This is a genomic window from Curtobacterium sp. MMLR14_002 (genome assembly GCF_001864975.1).
Classification (GTDB): Bacteria; Actinomycetota; Actinomycetes; order Actinomycetales; family Microbacteriaceae; genus Curtobacterium; species Curtobacterium flaccumfaciens.
This window is the reverse complement of record NZ_MJGT01000001.1, coordinates 7,254-31,384: the sequence shown is the minus strand read 5'-3', so window position 1 is coordinate 31,384 and position 24,131 is coordinate 7,254. Positions and strand designations below refer to the sequence as shown.

Sequence of the window (24,131 nt, the reverse complement as noted above, 5' to 3'; positions counted from 1 at the left end):
CAGCCGTCACCAGGTCGCGCGCTCGAGCGCGTAGTCCTGCAGGCTGCGGACGTTGAGCGGCGAACCGATCGTCTCGATCGCCGCGACGGCCGCCCCGATCTGCGCGATCGTCGTGAACAGCGGCTTGTCCGCCGCGACCGTGGCCGCACGGATCTCGTACCCGTCCGCACGACCGGCGGCACCCGACGGCGTGTTGATGACGATGTCGACCTCGCCCCTGGCGAGCAGGTCGACGACGCTCTCGCCGCCCTGGCTGTACTTGCCGACGATCCCGACCTCGATGCCGTTGCGGCGGAGGATCTCCGCCGTGCCCTCGGTCGCGATGATCGTGAAGCCGAGCTGCTGCAGGCGGTGCACCGGCAGCACGATCGCGCGCTTGTCGGTGTCGGCGACGCTCACGAAGACCGTGCCGCTGGTCGGCAGGCCGCCGTACGCGGCGTCCTGCGACTTGAGGAACGCCCGCGGGAAGTCGCGGTCGATGCCCATGACCTCGCCGGTGGAGCGCATCTCGGGGCTGAGCACCGAGTCGACGACCTGGCCCTCGCGGGTGCGGAAGCGACGGAAGGGCAGCACGGCTTCCTTCACGGCGACCGGCGACTGCGCGGGCACGAACGCCCCGTCACGCTCGGGCAACATGCCCTCGGCGACGAGCTCGGCGACCGTGGTGCCGGTCATGATGCGGGACGCGGCCTTGGCCAGCGGGATGCCGAGCGCCTTCGAGACGAAGGGCACGGTGCGGCTGGCGCGCGGGTTCGCCTCGAGGACGTAGAGCACGCCGGCGCCGATGGCGAACTGGACGTTGAGCAGGCCCTGCACGCCGATGCCGCGGGCGATCTTCTCGGTCGCGTCGACGACGCCCTGGATCTCCGCGCGGCCGAGGCCGACCGGGGGCAGGGTGCAGGCCGAGTCGCCGGAGTGGATGCCGGCCTCTTCGAGGTGCTCCATGATGCCGCCGATGTAGAGCCGCTCGCCGTCGAAGAGCGCGTCGACGTCGATCTCCACGGCGTCGTCCAGGAACCGGTCGACCAGCAGCGGGAGCTCCGGGCCGATGATCGCCTGGTCGACCATCCGGTCGAAGTAGTCCGCGAGCGACGGGGAGTCGTACAGGATCTCCATGCCGCGGCCGCCGAGCACGAACGACGGGCGGACGAGGACGGGGTACCCGATCTCCTCGGCCACCGTGGTCGCGCTCGCCAGGTCGTGGGCGGTGCCGTTGCGCGGTGCGAGCAGGCCGGCGGCGTCGAGGATGGCGGAGAACTGCCCGCGCTCCTCGGCCGAGTCGATCGCGGTGGGGCTGGTGCCGAGGATCGGGATGCCCGCGGCCTCGAGCGGCTTCGCCAGGCCGAGGGCGGTCTGGCCACCGAGCTGCACGACGACGCCGACGAGTTCGCCGGAGGCGGCCTCGGCCTCGATGACCTCGAGGACGTCCTCGGCCGTCAGAGGTTCGAAGTACAGGCGGTCCGAGGTGTCGTAGTCGGTCGACACGGTCTCGGGGTTGCAGTTGATCATGATCGTCTCGAACCCGGCCGCGCTCAGCGCGAAGGACGCGTGCACGCAGGAGTAGTCGAACTCGACGCCCTGTCCGATGCGGTTCGGGCCGGAGCCGAGGATGACGACCTTCTTGCGGTCGCTCGGCGTGATCTCGGTCTCGGTGTCGTACGAGGAGTAGTGGTACGGAGTCAGGGCGGGGAACTCGCCGGCGCAGGTGTCGACGGTCTTGAAGACCGGTCGGATGCCCTGGGCGTGCCGCTCGTCACGGATCTGCTGTTCGGCGACCGGTGCCGCGTCCGTGCTGCGCAGGTTCGCGATCTGGGTGTCGCTGAAGCCGTGCTCCTTCGCCCAGCGCATCGTGTCCGCGTCGAGGGTGTCGGCGGCCCGGACCTCGTCCGCGACCTCGTTGATGAGCACGATCTGGTCGATGAACCAGGGGTCGATCTTGGTGGCCTCGAAGACCTCGTCCGCGGTGGCACCCGCGACCAGGGCCTGCTGGACCGTGACGATGCGGCCGTCGGTCGGGATCGACGACTTCGCCAGCAGGGCGTCCTTGTCGAGCTCGGACGCCGGGGTGTCCCAGTGGAAGCTCGACCCGCGCTTCTCGAGCGAGCGCAGCGACTTCTGCAGCGCGGTGGCGTAGTTCCGGCCGATGGCCATCGCCTCGCCGACGCTCTTCATCGTCGTGGTGAGGGTGGCGTCGGCGGCCGGGAACTTCTCGAACGCGAACCGCGGGGTCTTCACGACCACGTAGTCGAGGGTCGGCTCGAAGCTCGCCGGGGTGACCTTCGTGATGTCGTTCTCGATCTCGTCGAGCCGGTAACCGATGGCGAGCTTCGCGGCGATCTTGGCGATCGGGAAGCCCGTGGCCTTCGACGCGAGGGCCGACGAGCGGGACACGCGGGGGTTCATCTCGATGACGATGACGCGGCCGTTCGACGGGTCGACGGCGAACTGGATGTTGCAGCCACCGGTGTCGACGCCGACGCGACGGATGATGTCGATGCCGATGTTCCGCATGTTCTGGTACTCGCGGTCGGTCAGGGTCAGCGCGGGGGCGACCGTGATCGAGTCACCGGTGTGGACGCCGACCGGGTCGACGTTCTCGATGGAGCAGATGACGACGGTGTTGTCGTAGTTGTCGCGCATCAGCTCGAGCTCGTACTCCTTCCAGCCGAGGATGGACTCCTCGAGCAGGACCTCGGTCGTCGGGCTGGACTGCAGCCCGTCGCCGACGAAGCGGACGAGTTCGGCCTCGTTGTAGGCGAAGCCCGAGCCGAGGCCGCCCATGGTGAACGACGGGCGGACGACCAGCGGGTACCCGAGGTCCTTCGCGAACTCCTTCGCTTCCTCCAACGTGTGCGCGATGTGGCTGCGGGCGACGTCGGCACCGGACTCGAGGACGAGCTCCTTGAAGAGCTGGCGGTCCTCGCCGCGCTGGATCGCCTCGACCTTGGCGCCGATGAGCTCGACGCCGTGCTTGTCGAGGATGCCGGCCTCGTCGAGCGCGATGGCCGCGTTCAGGGCCGTCTGGCCGCCGAGGGTCGGCAGGACCGCGTCCGGCTTCTCGATGCGGATGATCTCCTCGAGCGACGCGTTCGTGATCGGCTCGATGTAGGTCGCGTCGGCGAAGTCGGGATCGGTCATGATCGTCGCCGGGTTCGGGTTGACCAGGATGACCCGGACGCCCTCGGCCCGGAGGACACGGCACGCCTGGGTGCCGGAGTAGTCGAACTCGGCGGCCTGACCGATGACGATCGGGCCGGAGCCGATGACGAGGACGGAGTTGATGTCTGCGCGCTTGGGCATCAGTTCGCTTCCTTGGTGATGTCTGCTGCGGGGGTCGTGGCGTCGGCGGTGGCCGCGTCGAGCGGCTCCCCGTCGCGACGCTCGCGCACCATGTCCGCGAACCGGTCGAAGAGGTACATGCTGTCGTGCGGTCCGGCGGCGGCCTCGGGGTGGTACTGCACGCTGAACGCCGGCACGTCGAGCGCGCGGAGGCCCTCGACCACGTTGTCGTTCAGCGAGTAGTGCGAGACCTCGACCCGACCGAACCCGGCCGGGGACTCGAGGACCTCGCCGAGGGGCGCGTCGACCGCGAAGCCGTGGTTCTGGCTCGTGATCTCGACCTTGCCCGTGGTCGTGTCGAGCACCGGCTGGTTGATGCCGCGGTGGCCGAAGGGCAGCTTGTAGGTGCCGAAGCCGAGCGCGCGGCCGAGCAGCTGGTTGCCGAAGCAGATGCCGAAGAAGGGGCGGCCGGTGCGCAGGCTGTCCTGCAGCAGCTCCACCTGTGCGTCCGACGCGGCGGGGTCGCCGGGCCCGTTCGAGTAGAACAGGGCGTCCGGTGCGAGGGCTTCCAGCTCCGCAGCGGAGATGTCCTGCGGCACCACGTGCACCTCGAAGCCGCGGGCGGCGAGGTACCGCGTGGTCGAGGCCTTCACGCCGAGGTCGAGCACGGCCAGGGTGCCGATCTGCTCGCCGACGGCGGGGACGACGTAGGTCTCCGGGGTGGACACGACCGCCGAGAAGCTCGCGCCGGCCATCGTCGCCTGCGACACGACCGCGTCCAGCTGCGACTCGGCCGACAGTGCGGCGTCCGCACCGCTGAAGACGCCGCCCTTCATGGCGCCGGCGTCACGGATGCGGCGGGTGAGTGCGCGGGTGTCGATGCCGGAGATGCCGACGATGCCGTCGCGCACCAGGTGGTCGTCGAGCGTCGCGTTCGCGCGGTGGTTCGACACCACGCGGCTGGGGTCGCGCACCACGTACCCTGCGACCCAGATGCGACGGGACTCGGGGTCCTCGTCGTTCACCCCGGTGTTGCCGATGTGCGGCGCGGTCTGCACCACGATCTGTCCGGCGTAGGAGGGGTCGGTCAGCGTCTCCTGGTAGCCGGTCATGCCGGTCGCGAAGACCACCTCGCCGAGCGTGCGCCCACGGGCGCCGTAGGCCCAGCCGTCGTACCGGGTGCCGTCTTCGAGGACCAGGACGGCCCGTTCGCGTGTCATGCTTTCTTCCCTTCGCCCGCGGTTCGCGGAGCATCGGCCGCAGTCGCCTGCGGCCCGGTCTCGGTCAGTCCCTGCAGGGCGTGCAGCGCGGCTGCGTCGCCCTCCGGGAACCGGAAGTAGGTGTCCAGGTCCGTCGCACCTGCGGCGCCGGTCGCCGTCCATCGCAGACGGACCAGTCCCCCGGGTTCGACCACTCGGTCGATCGCCCACGTGGAGCGGTCGGCGCCGCGGACCGCGTCGCGCGCGATCCAGCGGTCGTCGGTACCGGCGAGGCGCATCACCACGCCGGTCGCGTGGACCGTCACCCCGCCGCGGCCGCGGAACCCGAGGCCGCCTGCGGTGATGCGTTCCAACGGCTGGTCGGCGCGGGTCGTCGCGACGGTGAACCCGTCCCACGACCCGACCGCCGGTGCCAGGTCGGCCGGCACGCGGACTGGAGGCACGGCTTCCGCCTGCTTCCTGGTCCGCGTCCGCCAGGTGCGCGCCATCGCGACGAACAGGGCGGCGACCGCGAGCAGGATCACCGCGCCGAGGAGCCAGCGCTGCGCGTCGCCGCTCATGCGCGCGCCCCTGTCCGGAGCGCCGCGGCGTGCGCCGCGATCGTGTCCGCGTCGACGACCCGGCCGTCGAGCACCGTCGCGTACCCCTGGTGGAAGGTGGCGACGACCCGGCCAGGCAGCGTCATGCCGAGGTACGGCGAGTTCTGCGACTGCCCGGCGAGGTCGGTGACCGCGAACTCGCGGCTGGCCGACGGGTCGTAGAGCGTGATCTCGGCGGGTGCTCCCTCGGCGATGCGCTGCCCGTGCCCCTCGACCTGGCCGATCCGCGCCGGCGCCTCGGACAGCACCCGGGCGACGTCGGCCCAGTCGAGCCGGCCGTCGTCGACCACGGCGGAGTGCACCACGCTCAGCGCGGATTCGAGGCCGACCATGCCGTTCGCGGCGGCGGGCCACTCACAGCACTTCGCCTCGGCGGTGTGCGGCGCGTGGTCGGTCGCGACGATGTCGATGGTGCCGTCGGCCAGGGCCGCGCGGAGCGCCTCGACGTCCTCGCGGGCGCGGAGCGGCGGGTTCACCTTGTAGCGGGCGTCGTAGCCGGGCGCACCGTCGTGGCCGGCGATGAGGTCCTCGGTGAGCACCAGGTGGTGCGGGGTGACCTCGGCCGTGACGTCGATGCCGCGGGACTTCGCCCACCGGATCACCTCGACGCTGCCGGCCGTCGAGACGTGGCAGACGTGCAGACGTGCTCCGACGTGGTCGGCGAGCAGGACGTCGCGGGCGATGATCGCCTCTTCCGCGACGGCGGGCCATCCGGCGAGGCCGAGCTCCGAGGACAGCCGGCCCTCGTTCATCTGCGCGCCGATGGTCAGCCGGGGCTCCTGGGCGTGCTGCGCGAGCACCCCGCCGAAGCCCTTGATGTACTCGAGTGCGCGGCGCATGAGCAGCGGGTCGGCCACGCAGGAGCCGTCGTCCGAGAACACCCGGACCTTCGCCCGCGAGGTCGCCATCGCGCCGATCTCCGACAGGTGCGTGCCCTGCAGCCCCTGTGACACGGCGCCGATCGGGCGGACCGTCACGTAGCCCGCGTCGTCACCGAGGGCCTGGACCTGCTCGACGACCCCGGCGGTGTCGGCGACGGGGCTCGAGTTCGCCATGGCGTTCACGGCGGTGAAGCCACCGGCGGCCGCGGCACGCGAGCCGGTGAGGACGGTCTCGGACTCCTCGTGACCGGGCTCGCGCAGGTGCGTGTGGAGGTCCACGAGGCCGGGCAGGGCGATGAGGCCGTCCGCGTCCACGGTGGTGGCGCCGGCCGTGTCGAGACCGGACCCGACCGCGGTGATGCGCCCGGCCTCCAGGCGGATGTCGGCACGCGAGCCGTCGACCAGCTGCGCGCCACGGATCAGGTGAGCGGTCATGCGGCGGACTCCTTCGCGTCGGTGCCGGTGCCGGCACTGCCCGTCAGGGCGAGGTAGAGGACGGCCATCCGGACCGAGACGCCGTTCTCGACCTGCTCGACGACCGTCGAACGGGGGTCGTCGGCGGCGACGCCGGCGATCTCGAGCCCGCGGTTCATCGGACCGGGGTGCATGATCAGCGTGCGCTCGGACAGCCGCCCGAAGCGCGCCGCCGTCAGGCCCCAGTGCCGCGTGTACTCGCGCGGGTTCGGGAAGAAGGCGTCGTTCATCCGCTCCTGCTGGATGCGGAGCGTCATGACGACGTCCGGGTCCTCGGCCAGGGCGGTGTCGAGGTCGTGGTGCACCGCGGCGCCGAACGGCGACGGGGTGGCGGGCAGCAGCGTCGGCGGCGCGGCGAAGGTCACGCTTGCGCCGAGGGTGCGGAGCAGCCAGGCGTTCGACCGGGCGACCCGGCTGTGCAGCACGTCGCCGATGATCAGGACGCGCACGCCGTCGAGGCCCTGGCCGCGCGAGCCGGCACCGTGCAGGCGGCGGCGCATGGTGAAGGCGTCGAGCAGCGCCTGCGTCGGGTGTTCGTGCGTGCCGTCACCGGCGTTGACCACCGGCACGTCGATCCAGTCGGCGTCGGCGAGCACCCGCGGCGCGCCCGATGCACCGTGGCGCATGACGATGCCGTCGATGCCCATCGCGCCGAGGGTCTGCACGGTGTCCTTCAGGGATTCGCCCTTCGAGACGCTCGAGCCCTTCGCGGCGAAGTTCAGGACGTCGGCGGACAGGCGCTTCGCGGCGGCCTCGAACGAGATGCGCGTGCGCGTGGAGTCCTCGAAGAACAGGTTCACCACGGTCTTGCCGCGCAGGGCCGGGAGCTTCCGGACCTCGCGCGTGTTGACCTCGGCCATCTCCTCGGCGACGTCGAGGATGTGGACGGCCTGGTCGCGGGACAGGTCGGCGGTGGAGAGCAGGTGTCGCATCACGCCACCCCCTGCTCGATGAACACGGTGTCGTCGCCGTCGGTCTCGGCCAGGTGCAGCGTGACCCGCTCGTCGGACGCGGTCGGCAGGTTCTTGCCCACGTGGTCCGCGCGGATCGGCAGCTCGCGGTGGCCGCGGTCGACGAGCACGGCGAGCCGGACGGCACGCGGCCGACCGATGCCCTGCAGCGCGTCGAGCGCGGCGCGGACGGTGCGACCGGAGTACAGCACGTCGTCGACGAGCACGACGACCTTGCCGTCGATGCCGCCGGCGGGGATCACCGTCCGGTGCGGCGCGCGGCCGATGCCGTGGCCGAGGTCGTCGCGGTGCATGGTGACGTCGAGCGTGCCGACACGCTCCGTCCCGATGCCGCCGGCGGCCGAGGACCACTCCGGCTCGATGCCGGCCAGGATCCGGCCGAGGCGTTCCGCCAGGACGGCGCCGCGGGTCGGGATGCCGAGGAGCACGAGGTCCGAGCCCCCGTGGTTGGCTTCGAGGATCTCGTGCGCGATGCGTGTCAGGGCACGCGTGATGTCGGGCTGTTGCAGGACCGTTCTGGTTCCCACGTCGACCCCCTTCCCCGCCTCACTGGACGGCATTAAAGGATGCTGACGTGGTCAACCCTACCGGGACTCCTGGTCTCCTGCGACCGTCCGACCGGACGGTGCACGACCGCCGGCGACGGCCCCGAGCACGCCGTTGACGAAGCCCGCCGAGTCCTCGGTGGACAGCGACTGCGCGAGCTCGACCGCCTCGGCGATGGCGACGGCGTCGGGGACCTCCGGGTTGAACCGGAGCTCCCAGACGGCCATCCGCAGGATGCAGCGGTCGAGGACCGGCATCCGGGCGATCGACCAGCCCTGGGCGTGGTCGACGATGACGGAGTCGATCTCGTGACGGGCGTCGTCGACACCGGTGACGATCTGGCGGGCGTAGTCCCAGCTGGAGGCACGCTCCGGCTGGTCCAGGTGCCGGACCGTCTCGGTGGCGAGCACGTCCGCGATCGGCAGCTCGCGCACCTCGGCGACGTACAGCATGTCGAGGGCGCGCTTGCGGGCCTTCGAACGAGCACTCATACGGTCAGCGCCTAGGAGTTGACGCGGCCGAGGAAGCTGCCGTCGCGCGTGTCGATCTTCACCAGGGTGCCGCTCTCCAGGTACAGCGGGACCTGGATGCGGTGGCCGGTCGCGATGATGGTCGCGTCCTTGGTGCCGCCGGAGGAACGGTCACCCTGCAGGCCCGGCTCGGTCTCGACCTCGGTGACGATCGACGTCGGGAGCTCGACGTACAGCGGGTTGCCCTCGTTCATCGCGATGGTGACCATCGCGGACTCGAGCAGGTAGTTCTTGGCGTCGCCGACCACGGTCGCGGAGACCGGGATCTGGTCGTACGTGTCGGTGTCCATGAACACGTAGGAGTCGCCGTCCTCGTAGAGGAACTGGTAGTCACGACGGTCGACGACGGCGGTGTCGATCTTCGCGCCGGCGTTGAACGTGCGGTCGACGACCTTGCCGGAGACGACGTTCTTGAGCTTCGTGCGGACGAACGCGCCGCCCTTGCCCGGCTTGACGTGCTGGAACTCGACGACCGACCACAGCTGGCCGTCGATGATGAGAACGGCGCCGTTCTTGATGTCTGTGGTACTGGCCATGAGTCGTCGGTGTCCCGTTCGGTCGTGTTGTGAAGTGTCCTCGGGCCGCGGACGGCCCCGGACGAGTGTAGCGGACGCCCGCCCGGCGGCCGGAGCGGTGCGCGTGCGTGCCGGACGCGCCGGTCTCGGGCGGGCGCCGGGCGCCGGGCCCGGGCCCGGGCTCAGCGCCGCCGTCGAGCGAGCCAGGCGTCGATCGCCGCCCAGCCGAGCAGCACCACCGCCGCTCCCCCGAGCAACCCGCCCGCGACCCCCGTGGACAGGGCCGCCGTCGGTCGTGCCGGCAAGGACAGGTAGACGATCGCCAGGATCCCCGCCCCCGCACCGAGCAGCACGAGCAGGATGCGCCGGATCATCCCGGACACGAGCTGCCGGTCGCGGCTGTCCGCGAAGAGCCGGATGTTCACCGTGAACCGGCCGGTCTCGATCGCCTCGCCGATGCGGTCCACCCGGCGGGGCAGGCGACGAGCGGCCGACACGACGCCGAGCAGCTCCTTCGCCGCCAGGTCGCGGAGCTTGCCCGGCCGGAGCTGGTCGGTGATCTGCTCCCGGGCGAGTCCGCGGGACTCCTCGAGCAGGTCGAACGACGGTGCGAGCGTGCGGAGCGTGCCCTCGAAGATGGCCAGCGCGCGGGCCGCGGCGACGAAGTCCGGCGGTGGCTTCAGCCGGTACCGCCCGAAGACCTCGACCGCGTCGTCCACGGTGTCGACGCCGATGCGCGCACCCGGGCCGAGCTCGTCCGCGACGAAGCGGGCGATGTCCCGACGGAAGTCGGGCTCGTCGTGCGCATCGCGCACGGGTGCCATCCGCAGGACCGCATCGGCGATCCGCGACGTGTCGTCCTGCAGGTACGCGGCCAACAGGTCCTGGACCGTGTCCCGGAGACCCGGGTCGAGCCTCCCGACCGATCCGAAGTCGATCAACGCGGGCCGCCCGTCGGGCAGCACCAGGACGTTCCCCGGGTGCAGGTCCGCGTGGTACAGGCCGTCGAAGACGACCTGGCGCAGGAAGGCGCGGAGGATGGCGCGCATCGGCGCGTCGAGGTCGCGCTCGGAACGCTCGGCGCGGATCGCGCTGAGCGTGTCGCCCTCCAGGAACTCCATCACGAGCACACGCCGGCCGGACAGGTCCGGGTAGGGGTCCGGGAACCGGACCTCGTCCGGACGCGCGCTGCGGGCCTGGGCCGCACGCAGCGCGGTGAGGTTCCGGAGCTCGGAGACGAAGTCGACCTGCCGGATCAGGTCGTCCGCGTACTGGCCGGCGATGTCCTGCACGCCGACCTGCCGCGCCTCGGTCGACCACCGGGCCATGAACCGGACGACCCGCAGTGCGATGTCCACGTCACGGCGCACCGCTGCGTCGATCCCCGGCCGCTGCACCTTCACGGCGACCGCGGTGCCGTCGGGCAGCCGGGCGCGGTGCACCTGCGCGATGGACGCCGCTGCGACGGGTACCGGGTCGAAGGTCGCGAAGACCTGGTCGACCGGGGCGCCGAGCTCCTGCTCGAGGAGCGCACGGACCTCGTCCGCCGGCGCCGCCGTGACGTTCCGCTGCAGGTGGGCGAGTCCCTCGGTCCACTCCTCGGGCAGCAGGTCGTCACGGGTGGACAGCAGCTGGCCCATCTTCACGAATCCACCACCGGCTTCCTCGAGGGCCCGGCGCAGGTGCTCGGCCTGGTCGCGACGCAGGTCCGACGTTGCCGGGTCGTGCGAGAAGTCGAGACGACGGAACGGCACCAGGTGGTGGCGGCGGGCGATCGAGAGGAGTTCGGTGAAGCGTCGACCACGGGAGCGCAGGGTGCCGGTGTCGGCATCGCGCGGGCCGGAGAGGTCGCTCAGTCGGGGTGGGGTGGGCACGCCCGCCAGTCTGCTCCCCGGTGCTGGGTCCGCAGCGTGCGGGTGGCGCGGTCCGTCGCGTCGTCCCATCCTCCTCCACAGCCTGGAGGCCCGGCGCGGCTTCCACAGGCCGGAGCGGGCCCGGCGCGGGGCTCGGTACTGGAGCGAGACACTCGTGCTCGAGCACATACGACATTTCGACAACGGTGCTCCGAGACCTGGAGACCGTACCGTGGTGGTCGAAGGCCGATCGCCGACTCGCGAGCCGAGCGCTCCGCAGGCGAGCCAGCGCCGACCAGGCACATGACGACGACGAACGAAGGGCCTCCGACTGATGTCGATCCTGCGACCGCTCCCCGACGCGCCCGACCTCGACGAGGACGACGACGTCCTCTTCGCCTGGGACCACGGCGCCACCGTCGACGAATGGCGGGAATCCCAGCGCACGGGCGTGATCACCGTCTCGACGCGTGTCACCTGGTGGTGGCGCAGGATGCGACGGGTCCTGCGCTGACCGGCGTGGCTAGACGCCGACCTCCTGGTAGGCGGTGAAGAGCAGGTGGTCCTCGGGGCCCTCGAGCACGACGGGCTTGCCGACGCCGTCCAGGATGATGAACCGCAGCATGCCGGCACGGGCCTTCTTGTCACGACGCATGGTGGCGAGCAGCCCCTGCCAGCGCCCGACGCCGTACGAGGTCGGCAGTTCGAGCGACTCGAGGATCGCCCGGTGCCGGTCGACCGTGGCGTCGTCCAGGTGCCCGGTCAGTCGGGCGAGCTCGGCGGCGAACACCATGCCGACCGACACCGCTGCACCGTGGCGCCACTGGTACCGCTCGGCGTGTTCGATCGCGTGCCCGAGGGTGTGCCCGTAGTTCAGGATCTCGCGTCGCCCTTGCTCCGTGAAGTCGTCCGAGACGACCTCGGCCTTGAGCGCGATGGCGAGCTCGACGACCCGCCGGAACTCCGGCGTCGTCGGGTCGGTGACCCGGTCGACGTCGGCCTCGACGAGGTCCAGGATCTCGGGCACGGCGATGAACCCGGCCTTCACGATCTCGGCGAACCCGGTCAGGATCTCGTTGCGCGGCAGCGTGCGAGCGAGGTCGAGGTCCACGACGACGGCACGCGGGGCGTAGAAGGCGCCGACCAGGTTCTTGCCCTCGTTCGTGTTGATGCCCGTCTTCCCGCCGACGCTGGCGTCCACCATGCCGAGCACGCTGGTCGGGACGGCCACGTACGGCACACCGCGCAGCCAGGTCGCGGCGACGAAGCCGGCCAGGTCGGTGACCGCACCGCCACCGAGGCCGATCACCGCGTCGGTGCGGGTGAAGTCGGCCTGCCCCATGATCTGCCAGCAGAACGCGGCGACCTCGACGCGCTTGGCGCCCTCGGCGTCGGGGACCTCGGCGATCAGGGCTTCGAGCCCGGCCTCGACCAGCAGCGCACGGAGCTCGTTCGCCCGGGCACCGAGCGTCGGCGAGTGCACGATGAGGACCTTGGCGACACGCGGGCCCAGGATCGCGGGCAGGGCACCGAGCAGGTCCGTGCCGACGGCCACCGTGTAGCCGTCGTCACCGCCGACCCGGATCTCGGTGGTCCCGGCGGGCAGGGTCGACTCGGTCACGGTGCTCCTTCGGTGCTGGTGGTGCTGCTGGTCGTGCTGCCGGGCGCGGCGGTGGTGCCGTCGTCGCTGCGCAGCCACGTGAGGACCTCGTCGACCACGCGGGACATCGGCCGGCGCGACGTGTCGACCACGACGTGCGCGAGTTCGGCGTAGGTGGCCGCCCGCTCGTCCATGATCGTCTGCCAGGCGTCGATCCCGCCGTTCGCCAGCAGGGGCCGGTCGGACCCGGCGATCCGGTCGGCGACGGCCTCGGGCGACACGGTGAGCAGGACGATGCGCGCGCCGCTCAGGGCCTGCCGCGTGTCCGCGTGGGTGACGGCTCCCCCGCCCACGGCGATCACGCCGCCGGTGGCCAGCGCCGCCCGGACCGCCTGGGCTTCGAGCGCGCGGAACGCCGGCTCGCCGCGGTCGGCGAAGATCCCGGGGATCGGCCCGTGCTCGCGCACGATGACCCGGTCGGTGTCCGTGAACGGGACGCCGAGGGCCTTCGCCACCCGCTTGCCGACGCTCGACTTGCCGGCGCCCATCGGGCCGATCACGACCACGGGCGCGTCGGCGCGTCGGACGTCGGTGCTCACAGGTCGGTCGACGTCGCCGACGGCTCGGTCCGGCGCGTGCGCAGGGTCTCCGGGATCGCCGCGAGGTAGGCGTCGAGGTTGCGCTTCGTCTCGACGACGTTGTCGCCACCGAACTTCTCGAGCACCGCGTCGGCGAGCACCAGGGCCACCATCGCTTCGGCGACGACACCCGCAGCGGGCACGGCGCAGACGTCCGAGCGCTGGTGGTGCGCCGAGGCGTCCTCACCGGAGACGACGTCCACCGTGTGCAGGGCGTGCGGGATGGTCGCGATCGGCTTCATCCCGGCGCGGACGCGCAGCACGGTTCCCGTGGACATCCCGCCCTCGGTCCCACCGGCGCGGTCGCTCGTGCGGTAGATCTCGCCGTCCTCGCGGTACAGCTCGTCGTGCGCGGCGGAGCCCCGGCGGCCGGCGGTCGCGAAGCCGTCACCGACCTCGACCCCCTTGATGGCCTGGATCCCCATGATCGCCGCTGCGAGGCGGGCATCGAGCCGGCGGTCCCAGTGCACGTGCGAGCCGAGGCCCGGCGGGACGCCGTAGAACAGCACCTCGACGACGCCGCCCAGGGTGTCGCCGTCCTTCTTCGCGGCCTCGACCTCGGTGACCATGCGTGCGGAGGTCTCGGCGTCGAAGCAGCGCAGCTGGTCTTCGTCGAGGCGGTCCACGTCGTCGGGCAGCGGCAGGTCCGTGCCGTCGGGGACCCGGACGGTCCCGACCTGCAGGGTGTGCGCCACCGAGCGGATGCCGAGTTCGGCCAGGAACGACTTGGCGACGGCACCGAGCGCCACGCGTGCGGCGGTCTCGCGGGCGCTCGCACGCTCCAGGATCGGGCGCGCTTCGTCGAAGCCGTACTTCTGCATGCCGACCAGGTCAGCGTGGCCCGGTCGCGGTCGGGTGAGCGGCGCGCTCCGCCCGCGGGACATCTCGGTGGACTCGATCGGCTCGGGGTTCATGACCTCGACCCACTTCGGCCACTCGGTGTTGCCGATGCGGATCGCGATGGGGCTGCCGAGCGAGTAGCCGTGCCGGACGCCGCCGGTTACGTGCAGCTCGTCCTGCTCGAACTTCATCCGCGAGCCACGGCCGTAGCCGAGCTTGCGGCGCGCGAGATCGGCACGGATGGACTCGAACGACACCGGGACACCCGCGGGCAGGCCCTCGAGCATGGCGATCAGTTCGGGTCCGTGGGACTCACCAGCAGTCAACCAACGAAGCATGCCGCAATCCTCCCACAGCGATCGTCCGTGCGACGTCGCCGCCTACTGGTAGTCGGGGTGCGCCCGCAGCCACGCCTGGAACTGCTCGACCGCCACCAGGTGCTGGTCGTAGGTGTCCGAGAAGACGGTCTTGCCCGACTCCAGGTCGACCGTCACGAAGTACAGCCACTTGCCCGGGGCCTCGTTCGTCACGGCCTTGATCGCGATGTCCCCCGGGTTGGAGATCGGTGCGGGCGGGAGCCCCTCGTGCACGTAGGTGTTGTACTCGTTCGAGGCGTCCGCACGCTCGGCGTCCGTGGTCGTCACGGTGTGCGTGTTGCCCGTGCCGTACGCGACCGTGGCGTCGGACTGCAGCTTCATCCCCTGGTCGAGGCGGTTCTGGAACACCCGGGCGACCTTGGGGTAGTCGGCCGCGAGGCCGGCTTCCTTCTGCACCAGCGACGCGAAGACGATGGTGCGCTCCTGGTCGGCCTCCTTGACGCCGGCGGCGGACAGGTGCTCCTTCATGGTGTCGACCATCGACTTGAAGTACTGCTCGGCGGTCCAGCCCGGGTTGATCGGGTAGGTCGCGGGGAAGAGCCAGCCCTCGAGCGTCGTGACGCCGGACGGCAGGTCGTAGGCCGACAGGTCCTTCGCGGCCGCGTCGACCTGCTTCTCGGTTAGGCCGGCCTTCGAGACCATCCCTGCCTTGATGTCGGCGAGTGCCGTGCCCTCGGGGATGATGATCGACGCCTGGACGCGGTTGTCCTTGTCCTGCAGGGCCGCCAGCGCCGACTTCGAGCTCATCTGCTTCTTCAGCGCGTACGAACCAGGCTGGAACTGTACGTCCGGCGATGCCAGCAGGAGCTTGTAGAACACCTTCGAGTCCTTGACCACGCCGCTGCGCTGCAGCGTCGCGGCGACGTTCTCGCCGATGTCGCCCTGCTTGATCGTGATGGTCACCTTCGAGGTGCCGTTGCCCGTGTAGTCGTCGGGCTCCTGCGCGCCGCTGATCGCCGCGATGAGTTGCTGGATCTTGGGTGCGGCGAACGTGTACGCCCCGACGCCGGCAGCGAGCACGACCGCGACGATGACGAGCCCCGCGACGAGCGGTCCGCGCCGGCGCTTCGGCCGTGGCTCGCGGGGCGGCCTGGAGGCGCGTCCTCCGCCGCCTCGTCCCCCGCGTCCGCCGCCTCCCGCGGCACCACCGCCGCCGGTCGCGTCACCGTCGTCCGTCCCGTCGGCTCCGGATCCGCCGGCCGCGGCGGTCGCCGCGGACTCGGTCGGCAGCTCGCCGGTCAGCAGTGCGGCGACCTCGGGGTGCAGGTCTTCGGGGCGGGTGGCGATCGGTGCGTCGGCGGGGGACGCAGGGCGTTCGTCGCGTGCGGCTGGCGGGGCCTCGGTGGTCCGTTCGGCGGCAGACGGCTCGTCGGTCGCTGCGACGCGGGCCCGTTCGGCCTCGAGGGCGCGGGCTTCGCGTCGGGACATCGGAGGCGCCGGCGGTGGGGTCACCTGACCAGCGTCGTCGCGGTCATCGGTGCCTGTCGTGCGGTCGGAAGTCGCCTTCCGCCGCTCGGCGTCGTTGCCGGGCGCGATGATCGCGTTCCAGTCCAGATCGTCTGCCAACGTCCTCGGTCTCTCGGTCGGGAACTCCACCTGGGCACCGTCGTCCTCACAGCTGACGACGAGAGCACCCATGTGCGGTACCGGGCAGCCCTGTCAGGGAAGCGTGGTGCCCGGAGGGGCACCGGCACTGCGCTCGTGGTCGAGCGCGTGTTGCAGAATGATAACAGCGGCTGCTTGGTCGATCACGGCCCGGGACTTCTTCGTGTTCTTGCCGGCCTGGTGCAGCCCTCGCTGGGCGGTCACCGTCGACAGTCGTTCGTCGACCAGGCGCACCGGCCGACGCGCCGCGATCCGGGCCGCGAACACGCGGGCGTCCTCGGTCGAGGCCGTGTCCCCACCCGACATCGACAGCGGCAGTCCGACGACGACCTCGAGCACGTCGTACTCGTCCGCGAGCTCCAGGATCCGCCGGAGGTCCTTCGAGTCGTCACGACGGACGGTCTCGACCGGCGTCGCCAGCAGGCCGTCGCGGTCGCACACGGCGACCCCGATCCGGGCGCGTCCGACGTCCACGCCGAGCCGCCGCCCGGACCGGATGCCCACGGTCAGCCCGCGAGCCGTGCGGTCACGGCACGCAGCGCCGCCGGGAGCGCTGCAGCGTCGGTCCCGCCGCCCTGCGCCAGGTCCGGCTTGCCGCCGCCACCGCCACCGAGCACGCCGGCGGCCTCCTTCGCGAGGGGGCCCGCCTGCACGCCCGCAGCACGGGCGGCGTCGTTGGTCGCGACGATCACGATCGGCTTGCCGCCCACGACGGCACCGAGCACGACGACGGCCGCGCCGTCACCGAGCTGGCCCCGGACGCCGGTGGCGAGCGAGCGCAGGTCGTCGCCCGACTGCAGGCCGTCGACCGTCTCGGCGACCACGGTGGTGGCACCGACGGTGGTGGCGTTCCGGGCGATGGCGGGCACGCGCTGCTGCAGGTTCGCCGACTCGTACTCGGCGAGCTTCTTCTGGGCGGACCGGAGGTCCTCCATCAGGTTCTGCACGCGGGCCGGCAGGTCGGCACGGGGAGCCTTGAGCGCGCTGGAGAGCTGCGACACGATCGTGCGCTCGACGGCGAGGTCGCGGAACCCCTCGAGCCCGACCAACGCCTCGACGCGGCGGTTCGTCGAACCGACGCTCGACTCCCCGACCAGGTTGACGAGCCCGATCTGCGCGCTCGAGGCGACGTGCGTGCCACCGCAGAGCTCGCGGGACCACGGGCCGCCGATGTCGACCATGCGGACCTCGGCGCCGTACTTCTCACCGAACAGGGCCTGCGCCCCGAGGGCCTTCGCCTCGTCGATGGGCAGGATGCGCGTGGAGACCTCGAGGTCGGTGCGGATCGCGGTGTTCACGACCTCCTCGATCTCGGAGCGCGTCTCGAGCGAGACCGGCTGCGACCACGAGAAGTCGAGGCGCATGTAGCCGGACTTGTTGTACGAACCGGCCTGCAGCGCCTCTGGCCCGAGGATGTCGCGGAGCGCCGCGTTCACCAGGTGCGTCGCGGAGTGCGCCTGGGTCGCGCCGCGGCGGTACTCCGCGTCGACGACGGTGCTCGCGGCGTCGCCGACACCGACCTCACCGGAGCGGACCTGGACGGTGTGGCTCCACAGCCCGGAGACCGGTCGCTGGACGTCGAGGACCTCGAGGTCGAACCCGTTGCCGACGATCGAGCCCTGGTCGGCGTCCTGGCCGCCCGACTCGGCGTACAGCGAGGTCTCGCCGAGGATCACCTCGGCGATGTCACCGGCGACCGCACGGTCGACGCTCACACCGCCGACGATGATGCCGAGCACGCGCGTCTCGGCCTCGAGCGCGTCGTAGCCGAGGAACATCGTCTCGCCCTTGGCCCGGAACGCGCTGTACACGCTCAGGTCGGCGATCGCGGTCTTCTTGCTCTTCGCGTCGGCCTTCGCCCGGGCACGCTGCTCGGACATCAGGGTCTCGAACGCCGTGCGGTCGACGTGGACCCCGGCTTCCTCGGCCATCTCCATCGTCAGGTCGATGGGGAACCCGAAGGTGTCGTGCAGCAGGAACGCCGTGTCGCCGCCGATCGACGGGGCGCCGTCCTGCTTCGCACGCTCGACGGCCACGTCGAGGATGGTCGTGCCCTGCGCCAGGGTGCGGAGGAAGGTCTCTTCTTCCGCGTAGGCGATACGGGAGATCCGGTCGTAGTCGGACGCCACCTCCGGGTACGCGTCGCGCATGGCGTCGCGGGACGCCGGGAAGAGCTCGGGGAACGTGGGCGCCTCGACACCGAGCAGGCGCATCGCGCGGACGGTGCGACGGAGCAACCGACGGAGGATGTACCCGCGGCCCTCGTTCGACGGGCTCACGCCGTCGGCGATGAGCATCAGCGAGGAACGGACGTGGTCGGCGATGACGCGCATCCGCACGTCGTCCTCGTGCACGGCGCCGTAGCGTCGGCCGGAGATCTCGGCTGCGCGGTCGAGCACCGGGCGCACCTGGTCGATCTCGTACATGTTGTCGACGCCCTGCTTGATGAAGGCGACGCGCTCGAGCCCCATGCCGGTGTCGATGTTCTTGTTCGGCAGCTCGCCGGTGATCTCGAAGTCGTACTTCGACCGGACGTCGGCGATCTGGTACTGCATGAAGACGAGGTTCCAGATCTCCACGTAGCGGTCGTCGTCCGTCGCCGGGCCGCCGTCGATGCCGTACTCGGGGCCACGGTCGAAGAAGATCTCCGAGCAGGGACCCGCGGGTCCGGGCTGTCCGGTCGACCAGTAGTTGGTGTCCTTGCCGAGGCGCTGGATCCGCTCGTCGGGCAGCGACGAGTGCTGCTTCCAGAAGCCGATCGCCTCGTCGTCCTCTTCGTAGACGGTGACCCAGAGGTCGTCCGGCGAGAAGCCGAGTCCGCCGTCGGTCTCCGGGTTGGTCAGGAACTCCCAGGCGAACTGGATCGCCTGCTCCTTGAAGTAGTCGCCGAACGAGAAGTTCCCGTTCATCTGGAAGAACGTGCCGTGGCGAGGGGTCTTGCCGACCTCTTCGATGTCGTTCGTGCGGATGCACTTCTGCACGCTCGTCGCCCGCGGGAACGGCGCCGGGATGAGACCGGTCAGGTACGGGATGAACGGCACCATGCCGGCGACCGTGAAGAGGAGCGACGGGTCGTCGGAGACGAGGGACGCGGACGGGACGACGGTGTGGCCGCGGTCACCGAAGTACTGGAGCCAACGGCGGCGGATCTCTGCGGTCTGCATGGTGCTTCCTGGGTTCAGGTCGTGGGTGGAGGAGGGTCGAGGCCGCTCGGTCGGAGCGCTCAGACGTCGGTACGGAGCTCGGCCTCGCGCGACCGGTAGCCGTCCGCGACGGCACCCGTGAAGGCCTTCGTCTTGGCGTTCACCTCGGCGAAGAGCCGGGCGCCACCGGAGGTCTGGGCGACCCGGTGTGCGACGGCGAACCCGATGACGATGCCGACGGCGACGAAGAACAGCTGCTTCACGGTGCCTCTCCCTCTGTGCACCCGGGCGGTGCATGCCCGGACAAGCTTAGTCGCCGGGCACTTCCGCGCGTCCCCGTCCGCAAGACGCCGTCGTGTCGGCAGGACGCCGCCGAAACCGGAGGCGTCTCGCGCACCCGGAGGCGCGTCGCCGAGACGACGGCGTGTTGCGAAGCGGAGGCGGTGCCGGAACGCCGAACGGCGGGTCGCCCTCGAGAGGACGACCCGCCGTTCGGGTGTGATCAGTGGATCAGCGAGCTGCGTAGTACTCGACGACGAGCTGCACTTCACAGGTCACGGGGACCTCGGCGCGCTTCGGGCGACGCACGAGGCGGGCCTGGAGCTTCTCGATCTCGACCTCGAGGTAGCCCGGGACCTTCGGGAGGACTTCCTGGTGGCCACCGGCAGCGGCGACCTGGAAGGGCTCCATCGACTCGGACTTCGCCTTGACGTGGATCAGCTGGCCCTCCTTGACGCGGAAGGAGGGGCGGTCGACGAGCTTGCCGTCGACCAGGATGTGGCGGTGCACGATCAGCTGACGGGCCTGCGCGGTGGTGCGGGCGAAGCCGGCACGGACCACGAGGGCGTCGAGGCGCTGCTCGAGGAGCTCGACCAGGTTCTCACCGGTCAGGCCCTTCGTCTTGCGGGCCTCTTCGAAGACGATGCGGAGCTGCTTCTCGCGGATGCCGTACTGGGCGCGCAGACGCTGCTTCTCACGGAGGCGGACGGCGTAGTCGCTGTCCGCACGACGGCGCGTACGGCCGTGCTCACCGGGCCCGTAGGGGCGCTTCTCGAGGTAACGGGCGGCCTTCGGCGTCAGCGGGATGCCGAGTGCGCGCGACAGGCGGGTCTTGCTGCGGGTACGTGACTTGGTAGACACAGGGTCCTTTTCTCTGTTCGAACTGAATACTCACCGGAGGCCGGGCACGCGAGTGCCGGTGGCCCCGACGACGGGATCCAGAGGGATGAGCCTGTGGGATCGGACGGCTACAGTCCGAACCTCTGCCCCCGTACCACCGGAGTGGCACTCTGTCCTCGACGCAGCCGTGCTCGAGGACCAGGACGTAGGCCCGGCAATGCTAGCAGCATCGGGGCGAGCGCAGAAGCACCGCCACTAGTGCCCGCGGGTGATCTTCCGGAGTCGTTCGAGCCGCGGCCCGACCTCGCGCTCGTAGCCGTTGGCCGTCGGCGTGTAGTACTCGGTGCCCTCGAGTGCGTCCGGCAGGTACTGCTGCTCGGCGACCCCGTGCTCGGCGTCGTGGGAGTAGACGTACCCCTTGCCGTGCCCGAGGCGCTTGGCCCCGGCGTAGTGCGCGTCGCGCAGGTGCATCGGGACCGTGCCCATCCGCCCGGCCTTGACGTCGGCCATCGCCTGGTTGATGCCGTTGTAGGCGGCGTTCGACTTCGGCGCCGTCGCCAGGTAGACGACCGCCTCGGCCAGCGGGATCCGCCCCTCGGGCATCCCGATGAGCTGGACGGCCTGGGCAGCGGCGACCGCGATGGGCAGCGCCTGCGGATCGGCCATGCCGATGTCCTCGGACGCGGAGATGATGATCCGGCGCGCGATGAACCGGGAGTCCTCGCCGGCCTCGATCATCCGGGCGAGGTAGTGCAGGGCGGCGTCGACGTCGCTCCCCCGCACCGACTTGATGAACGCGCTGATGACGTCGTAGTGCTCGTCGCCCTGTCGGTCGTAACGCAGCAGGGCCCGGTCGACCGCAGCCGCGACGGTGTCGGCGTCGACGACGGGCACGGTGTCGTCGTCCTCGTCCTGCGCGGCGGTGGCCGACGCCGCCGCGGCCTCGAGCGCGGTCAGGGCGCGTCGGGCGTCGCCGGACGCGAGGCGGATGATCGCACTGCGGGCTTCGTCACCGAGAACGACGGCACCGCCGAGCCCGCGGGGGTCCTCCACCGCGCGGTCGACGAGCATGCCGAGGTCGGGATCGGTGAGCGGTTTGAGCGTCAGGAGCAGCGAGCGGGACAGCAGCGGCGAGATGACCGAGAACGACGGGTTCTCGGTGGTGGCGGCGATCAGGATGACCCACCCGTTCTCGACGCCGGGCAGCAGAGCGTCCTGCTGGGCCTTGCTGAACCGGTGGATCTCGTCGAGGAACAGCACCGTGGTCGACCCGTACAGGTCACGGTGGGTCAGCGCCTTCTCCATGACCTCGCGCACGTCCTTCACGCCGGCGGTCACGGCGGAGAGCTCGACGAACTCGCGACCGGACTGCCGTGCGATGGCCTGCGCCAGCGTGGTCTTGCCGGTGCCGGGTGGGCCCCACAGGATGACGGAGACCCCGCCGGGGTTCTCACGCGTGCCGGTGGCGAGCTGCACCAGGGGCGAACCCCGGCCGAGCAGGTGCTGCTGACCGGCGACCTCGTCGAGGCTGGTGGGGCGCATCCGGACGGCGAGCGGGACGGAACCCTGCGCGAGACCGGCGCGACCACCCGTGGTGGGCGCGTGCATTCCCGAACGATCCGCTGCCATCCTGCAATCGTAGGCCGGTCCACCGACGCAAGCCGCGCCTCCCTGCTGGTGACGGCGACCGTTCGGCTACGCTCGTTGCACACTGCGACGAGAGGGCAGACCAGCACCGTGGCACCGAAGAACCCAGCGCGTGACAACCGTGAGGCGCGCGAGCGCCTCCGCCTCTACCAGGCCCGCCAGGGCCTCCACGAGCGGCAGCGACGCCGCCGCGTGCGGGACAACCTGATCGGCGCCGGTGCCCTCGTCCTCGTCGCGGCCCTCGCCACCGGGTCGCAGCTCGCCTTCGCCGGCTCGAGGGGGTCGGACGCCCCGGCCCCGAGCGCCTCCGCGTCGTCGACGGCCACGCCGTCGGCCAGTGCCACGGCCGGCAACACCGGCGACGTGCCGAGCAAGTCGATCGCGAAGGGCGCGACCTGGACCGGCACCCTCACGCTCAACAAGGACATCGACCTCGGCATCGAGCTGGACGGTACCAAGGCGCCGCAGGCCACGAGTGCCGAGATCTCGCTGATCCGTGAGCAGTTCTACAACGGCACCACCTGCCACCGGCTCGCCGACAGCGACGGCCTGAAGTTCCTGCAGTGCGGCTCCGCGAACGGCGACGGCACCGGCGACGCCGGCTTCGAGTACGGCCCGCTCGAGAACGTGCCGGAGGACGGCGTCTACGAGAAGGGCACCATCGCGATCGCGAGGTCGGACTCCCCGTACTCGCAGTCGACGCAGTTCTTCATCGTCTACGGGGACACCACGCTCGACGGCTCCACGGGCGGCTACACGGTCGTCGGCAAGGTCACGAGCGGTCTGTCCGAGCTCGAGTCGAAGATCGCCGCGAAGGGCATCGCGTCCCCCGGCAGCGACGGCACCGGTGAGCCGAAGGTGGCGACGAAGATCACCGACGCGACCATCGCGGAGCAGAAGTAGTCCACAACCCGTCGCACCGGTCGGGCGGCGGAGCCCGTCCGTGCAATAGGCTGACGACCTGACCGTGCCGACGGTGACGTCGGCGATGCACGACCACGATCGAGGCGAGACCTGTGGGATCTGACGAAGCAACGACCTGGGGGCGGGTCGACGAGAACGGGACCGTGTACGTCCGGTACGAAGAGACCGAACGTGCTGTCGGTGAGTACCCGGACGCCACCCCCGAAGAAGCCCTCGCCTACTTCGCGCGGAAGTACGCCGACCTCGAGGGGCAGGTGAAGATCGCCGAGCAGCGCGTCCAGCGCGGTGCATCGGCGAACGACGTCGCCCGGACGGTCGAGCACCTGACGGCCCTGGTCGCCGACGCGCGCGTGGTGGGTGACATCAAGTCGCTCGAGACCCGCGTGGGCGTCCTCGCCGAGCAGCTCGGCTCGCTCACCAAGGAGCAGGCGGAGCAGGCGCAGCAGGCCCTGCAGGACGCCCTGGCGCACCGCACCGCCCTGGTGGAGGAAGCCGAGGCACTCGCCGCGGTGGACCCCGCACGCGCGCAGTGGAAGCAGATCACGGCGCAGCTCGACGACGTGTTCGCGCGCTGGCAGCAGCACCAGCACGACGGGCCGCGGATCCCCAAGAACGAGGCGAACGACCTGTGGAAGCGGTTCCGCGCAGCGCGGTCCACCGTCGACCAGCACCGTCGTGCCTTCTACTCCGAGCTGGACGCACAGCACCGTGACGCCCGGACCCGCAAGCAGGAGCTCGTGGCGCAGGCCGAGGCCCTCGCGCCCCGCGGTTCCGACGCGATCCCGGACTACCGCCAGCTCCTCGACGACTGGAAGAACGCCGGGCGCGCCGGCAAGCGGCACGACGACGCACTCTGGGCGCGCTTCAAGGCCGCCGGAGACGTGCTGTTCGAGCAGCGCCACGCCGAGAGCGCAGCCGAGAACGAAGAGTTCTCCGCCAACCTCGAGGCGAAGCAGGCCCTGCTGACCGAGGCCGAGCCGCTCCTGCAGGCGACCGACCGGGTCGCCGCGCGCAAGACCCTCACCGGCATCCAGCGCCGGTGGGACGAGATCGGCAAGGTCCCCCGCGGCGACGTCCGTCGGGTCGAGGACCGCCTGCGTGCGATCGAGGACCACGTCCGTGGGCTCGAGGACGCGCACTGGAAGGAATCGAACCCGGAGCGCAAGGCCCGTCAGAACGGCCTCGCGAGCCAGCTGGAAGACGCGATCGGCAAGCTCCAGTCCGAGCTCGCCGCGGCGCAGGCCACCGGTGACGCCCGGAAGATCAAGGACGCGCAGGAAGCCCTCGACGCCCGCAAGATCTGGCTCGACGCCCTGGGCGGCTGAGCCTCCGCCCCTACGAACGACGCCCCCGTGACCGATCGGTCACGG

At 71.1% G+C, this 24,131-nt stretch carries 21 protein-coding genes; 3 read left to right on the top strand and 18 right to left on the bottom strand.

The annotated features are described in order from the left end of the window. Positions 1-6: 6 nt before the first annotated feature. The 9 genes from carB to BIU91_RS00105 all read right to left on the bottom strand — a co-directional run bounded on the left by carB (position 7) and on the right by BIU91_RS00105 (position 10,889). The gene (gene carB, locus BIU91_RS00145; RefSeq protein WP_071403718.1) at positions 7-3,300 is read right to left on the bottom strand and encodes a carbamoyl-phosphate synthase large subunit; all 3,294 of its coding nucleotides are present in this window, start codon (positions 3,298-3,300) and stop codon (positions 7-9) included. Further along, entirely contained in the window at positions 3,300-4,499 is a 1,200-nt protein-coding gene (gene carA / locus BIU91_RS00140; RefSeq protein WP_071403717.1) for a glutamine-hydrolyzing carbamoyl-phosphate synthase small subunit, read from the bottom strand. Before carA ends, carB begins: the two co-directional genes overlap by 1 nt. After that, complete coding sequence (locus BIU91_RS00135; RefSeq protein WP_051596738.1) at positions 4,496-5,059, bottom strand: hypothetical protein; 564 nt, start codon at positions 5,057-5,059, stop codon at positions 4,496-4,498. Before BIU91_RS00135 ends, carA begins: the two co-directional genes overlap by 4 nt. After that, positions 5,056-6,414, bottom strand: a complete 1,359-nt coding sequence (locus BIU91_RS00130; protein ID WP_071403716.1) for a dihydroorotase — start codon at positions 6,412-6,414, stop codon at positions 5,056-5,058. The genes BIU91_RS00135 and BIU91_RS00130 overlap by 4 nt, the downstream gene beginning before the upstream one ends. Continuing rightward, on the bottom strand, positions 6,411-7,385 hold the full coding sequence (locus BIU91_RS00125) for an aspartate carbamoyltransferase catalytic subunit (RefSeq protein WP_071403715.1): 975 nt from the start codon (positions 7,383-7,385) through the stop codon (positions 6,411-6,413). The genes BIU91_RS00130 and BIU91_RS00125 overlap by 4 nt, the downstream gene beginning before the upstream one ends. Continuing rightward, positions 7,385-7,951 (bottom strand): bifunctional pyr operon transcriptional regulator/uracil phosphoribosyltransferase PyrR, encoded by a 567-nt coding sequence (pyrR, locus tag BIU91_RS00120; protein ID WP_027465743.1) that lies wholly within the window; start codon positions 7,949-7,951, stop codon positions 7,385-7,387. Before pyrR ends, BIU91_RS00125 begins: the two co-directional genes overlap by 1 nt. Before the next feature lie 57 nt (positions 7,952-8,008). Then, positions 8,009-8,461 (bottom strand): transcription antitermination factor NusB, encoded by a 453-nt coding sequence (gene nusB, locus BIU91_RS00115; RefSeq protein WP_027465744.1) that lies wholly within the window; start codon positions 8,459-8,461, stop codon positions 8,009-8,011. A gap of 11 nt (positions 8,462-8,472) precedes the next feature. After that, positions 8,473-9,036 carry an elongation factor P gene (efp, locus tag BIU91_RS00110; RefSeq protein ID WP_017887175.1) on the bottom strand — a complete coding sequence of 188 codons (564 nt, stop codon included), beginning with the start codon at positions 9,034-9,036 and terminating at the stop codon, positions 8,473-8,475. A gap of 161 nt (positions 9,037-9,197) precedes the next feature. Continuing rightward, positions 9,198-10,889: an AarF/UbiB family protein gene (locus BIU91_RS00105; protein ID WP_071403714.1), complete on the bottom strand. Its 1,692-nt coding sequence runs from the start codon at positions 10,887-10,889 to the stop codon at positions 9,198-9,200. A 313-nt stretch (positions 10,890-11,202) separates the two neighbouring features. Between BIU91_RS00105 and BIU91_RS00100 the strand changes: the two genes are divergently transcribed. Continuing rightward, a complete protein-coding gene (locus BIU91_RS00100; protein ID WP_071403713.1) occupies positions 11,203-11,382 on the top strand; it encodes a hypothetical protein in 180 nt (59 codons plus the stop codon). A 9-nt stretch (positions 11,383-11,391) separates the two neighbouring features. Here BIU91_RS00100 and aroB read toward each other — a convergent pair whose 3' ends face one another. The 9 genes from aroB to BIU91_RS00055 form a co-directional block, all read right to left on the bottom strand. After that, positions 11,392-12,489: a 3-dehydroquinate synthase gene (gene aroB, locus BIU91_RS00095; protein ID WP_139196703.1), complete on the bottom strand. Its 1,098-nt coding sequence runs from the start codon at positions 12,487-12,489 to the stop codon at positions 11,392-11,394. Then, positions 12,486-13,067 (bottom strand): shikimate kinase, encoded by a 582-nt coding sequence (locus BIU91_RS00090; protein ID WP_139196702.1) that lies wholly within the window; start codon positions 13,065-13,067, stop codon positions 12,486-12,488. The genes aroB and BIU91_RS00090 overlap by 4 nt, the downstream gene beginning before the upstream one ends. Then, a complete protein-coding gene (gene aroC / locus BIU91_RS00085) occupies positions 13,064-14,284 on the bottom strand; it encodes a chorismate synthase (protein ID WP_071403712.1) in 1,221 nt (406 codons plus the stop codon). The genes BIU91_RS00090 and aroC overlap by 4 nt, the downstream gene beginning before the upstream one ends. 42 nt (positions 14,285-14,326) lie before the next feature. Beyond that, positions 14,327-15,889 (bottom strand): endolytic transglycosylase MltG, encoded by a 1,563-nt coding sequence (mltG, locus tag BIU91_RS18015; protein ID WP_139196701.1) that lies wholly within the window; start codon positions 15,887-15,889, stop codon positions 14,327-14,329. A gap of 93 nt (positions 15,890-15,982) precedes the next feature. Continuing rightward, on the bottom strand, positions 15,983-16,426 hold the full coding sequence (gene ruvX, locus BIU91_RS00075; protein ID WP_171907752.1) for a Holliday junction resolvase RuvX: 444 nt from the start codon (positions 16,424-16,426) through the stop codon (positions 15,983-15,985). 8 nt (positions 16,427-16,434) lie between these two features. Next, positions 16,435-19,092 (bottom strand): alanine--tRNA ligase, encoded by a 2,658-nt coding sequence (gene alaS / locus BIU91_RS00070; RefSeq protein ID WP_071403710.1) that lies wholly within the window; start codon positions 19,090-19,092, stop codon positions 16,435-16,437. Positions 19,093-19,151: 59 nt separating this feature from the next. Beyond that, positions 19,152-19,334, bottom strand: a complete 183-nt coding sequence (locus tag BIU91_RS00065; protein WP_027465751.1) for a hypothetical protein — start codon at positions 19,332-19,334, stop codon at positions 19,152-19,154. Positions 19,335-19,581: 247 nt separating this feature from the next. Then, positions 19,582-20,211, bottom strand: a complete 630-nt coding sequence (gene rpsD, locus BIU91_RS00060) for a 30S ribosomal protein S4 (RefSeq protein ID WP_017887166.1) — start codon at positions 20,209-20,211, stop codon at positions 19,582-19,584. Between the two features lie 234 nt (positions 20,212-20,445). Beyond that, positions 20,446-21,798, bottom strand: coding sequence for a replication-associated recombination protein A (locus BIU91_RS00055; RefSeq protein WP_084740335.1), 1,353 nt, complete (start codon positions 21,796-21,798; stop codon positions 20,446-20,448). A 129-nt stretch (positions 21,799-21,927) separates the two neighbouring features. Here BIU91_RS00055 and BIU91_RS00050 point away from each other — a divergent pair, with 129 nt between their 5' ends. Then, a complete protein-coding gene (locus BIU91_RS00050) occupies positions 21,928-22,740 on the top strand; it encodes a peptidylprolyl isomerase (protein ID WP_071403709.1) in 813 nt (270 codons plus the stop codon). A 113-nt stretch (positions 22,741-22,853) separates the two neighbouring features. Next, entirely contained in the window at positions 22,854-24,086 is a 1,233-nt protein-coding gene (locus BIU91_RS00045; protein WP_110864584.1) for a DUF349 domain-containing protein, read from the top strand. Positions 24,087-24,131 lie beyond the last annotated feature (45 nt).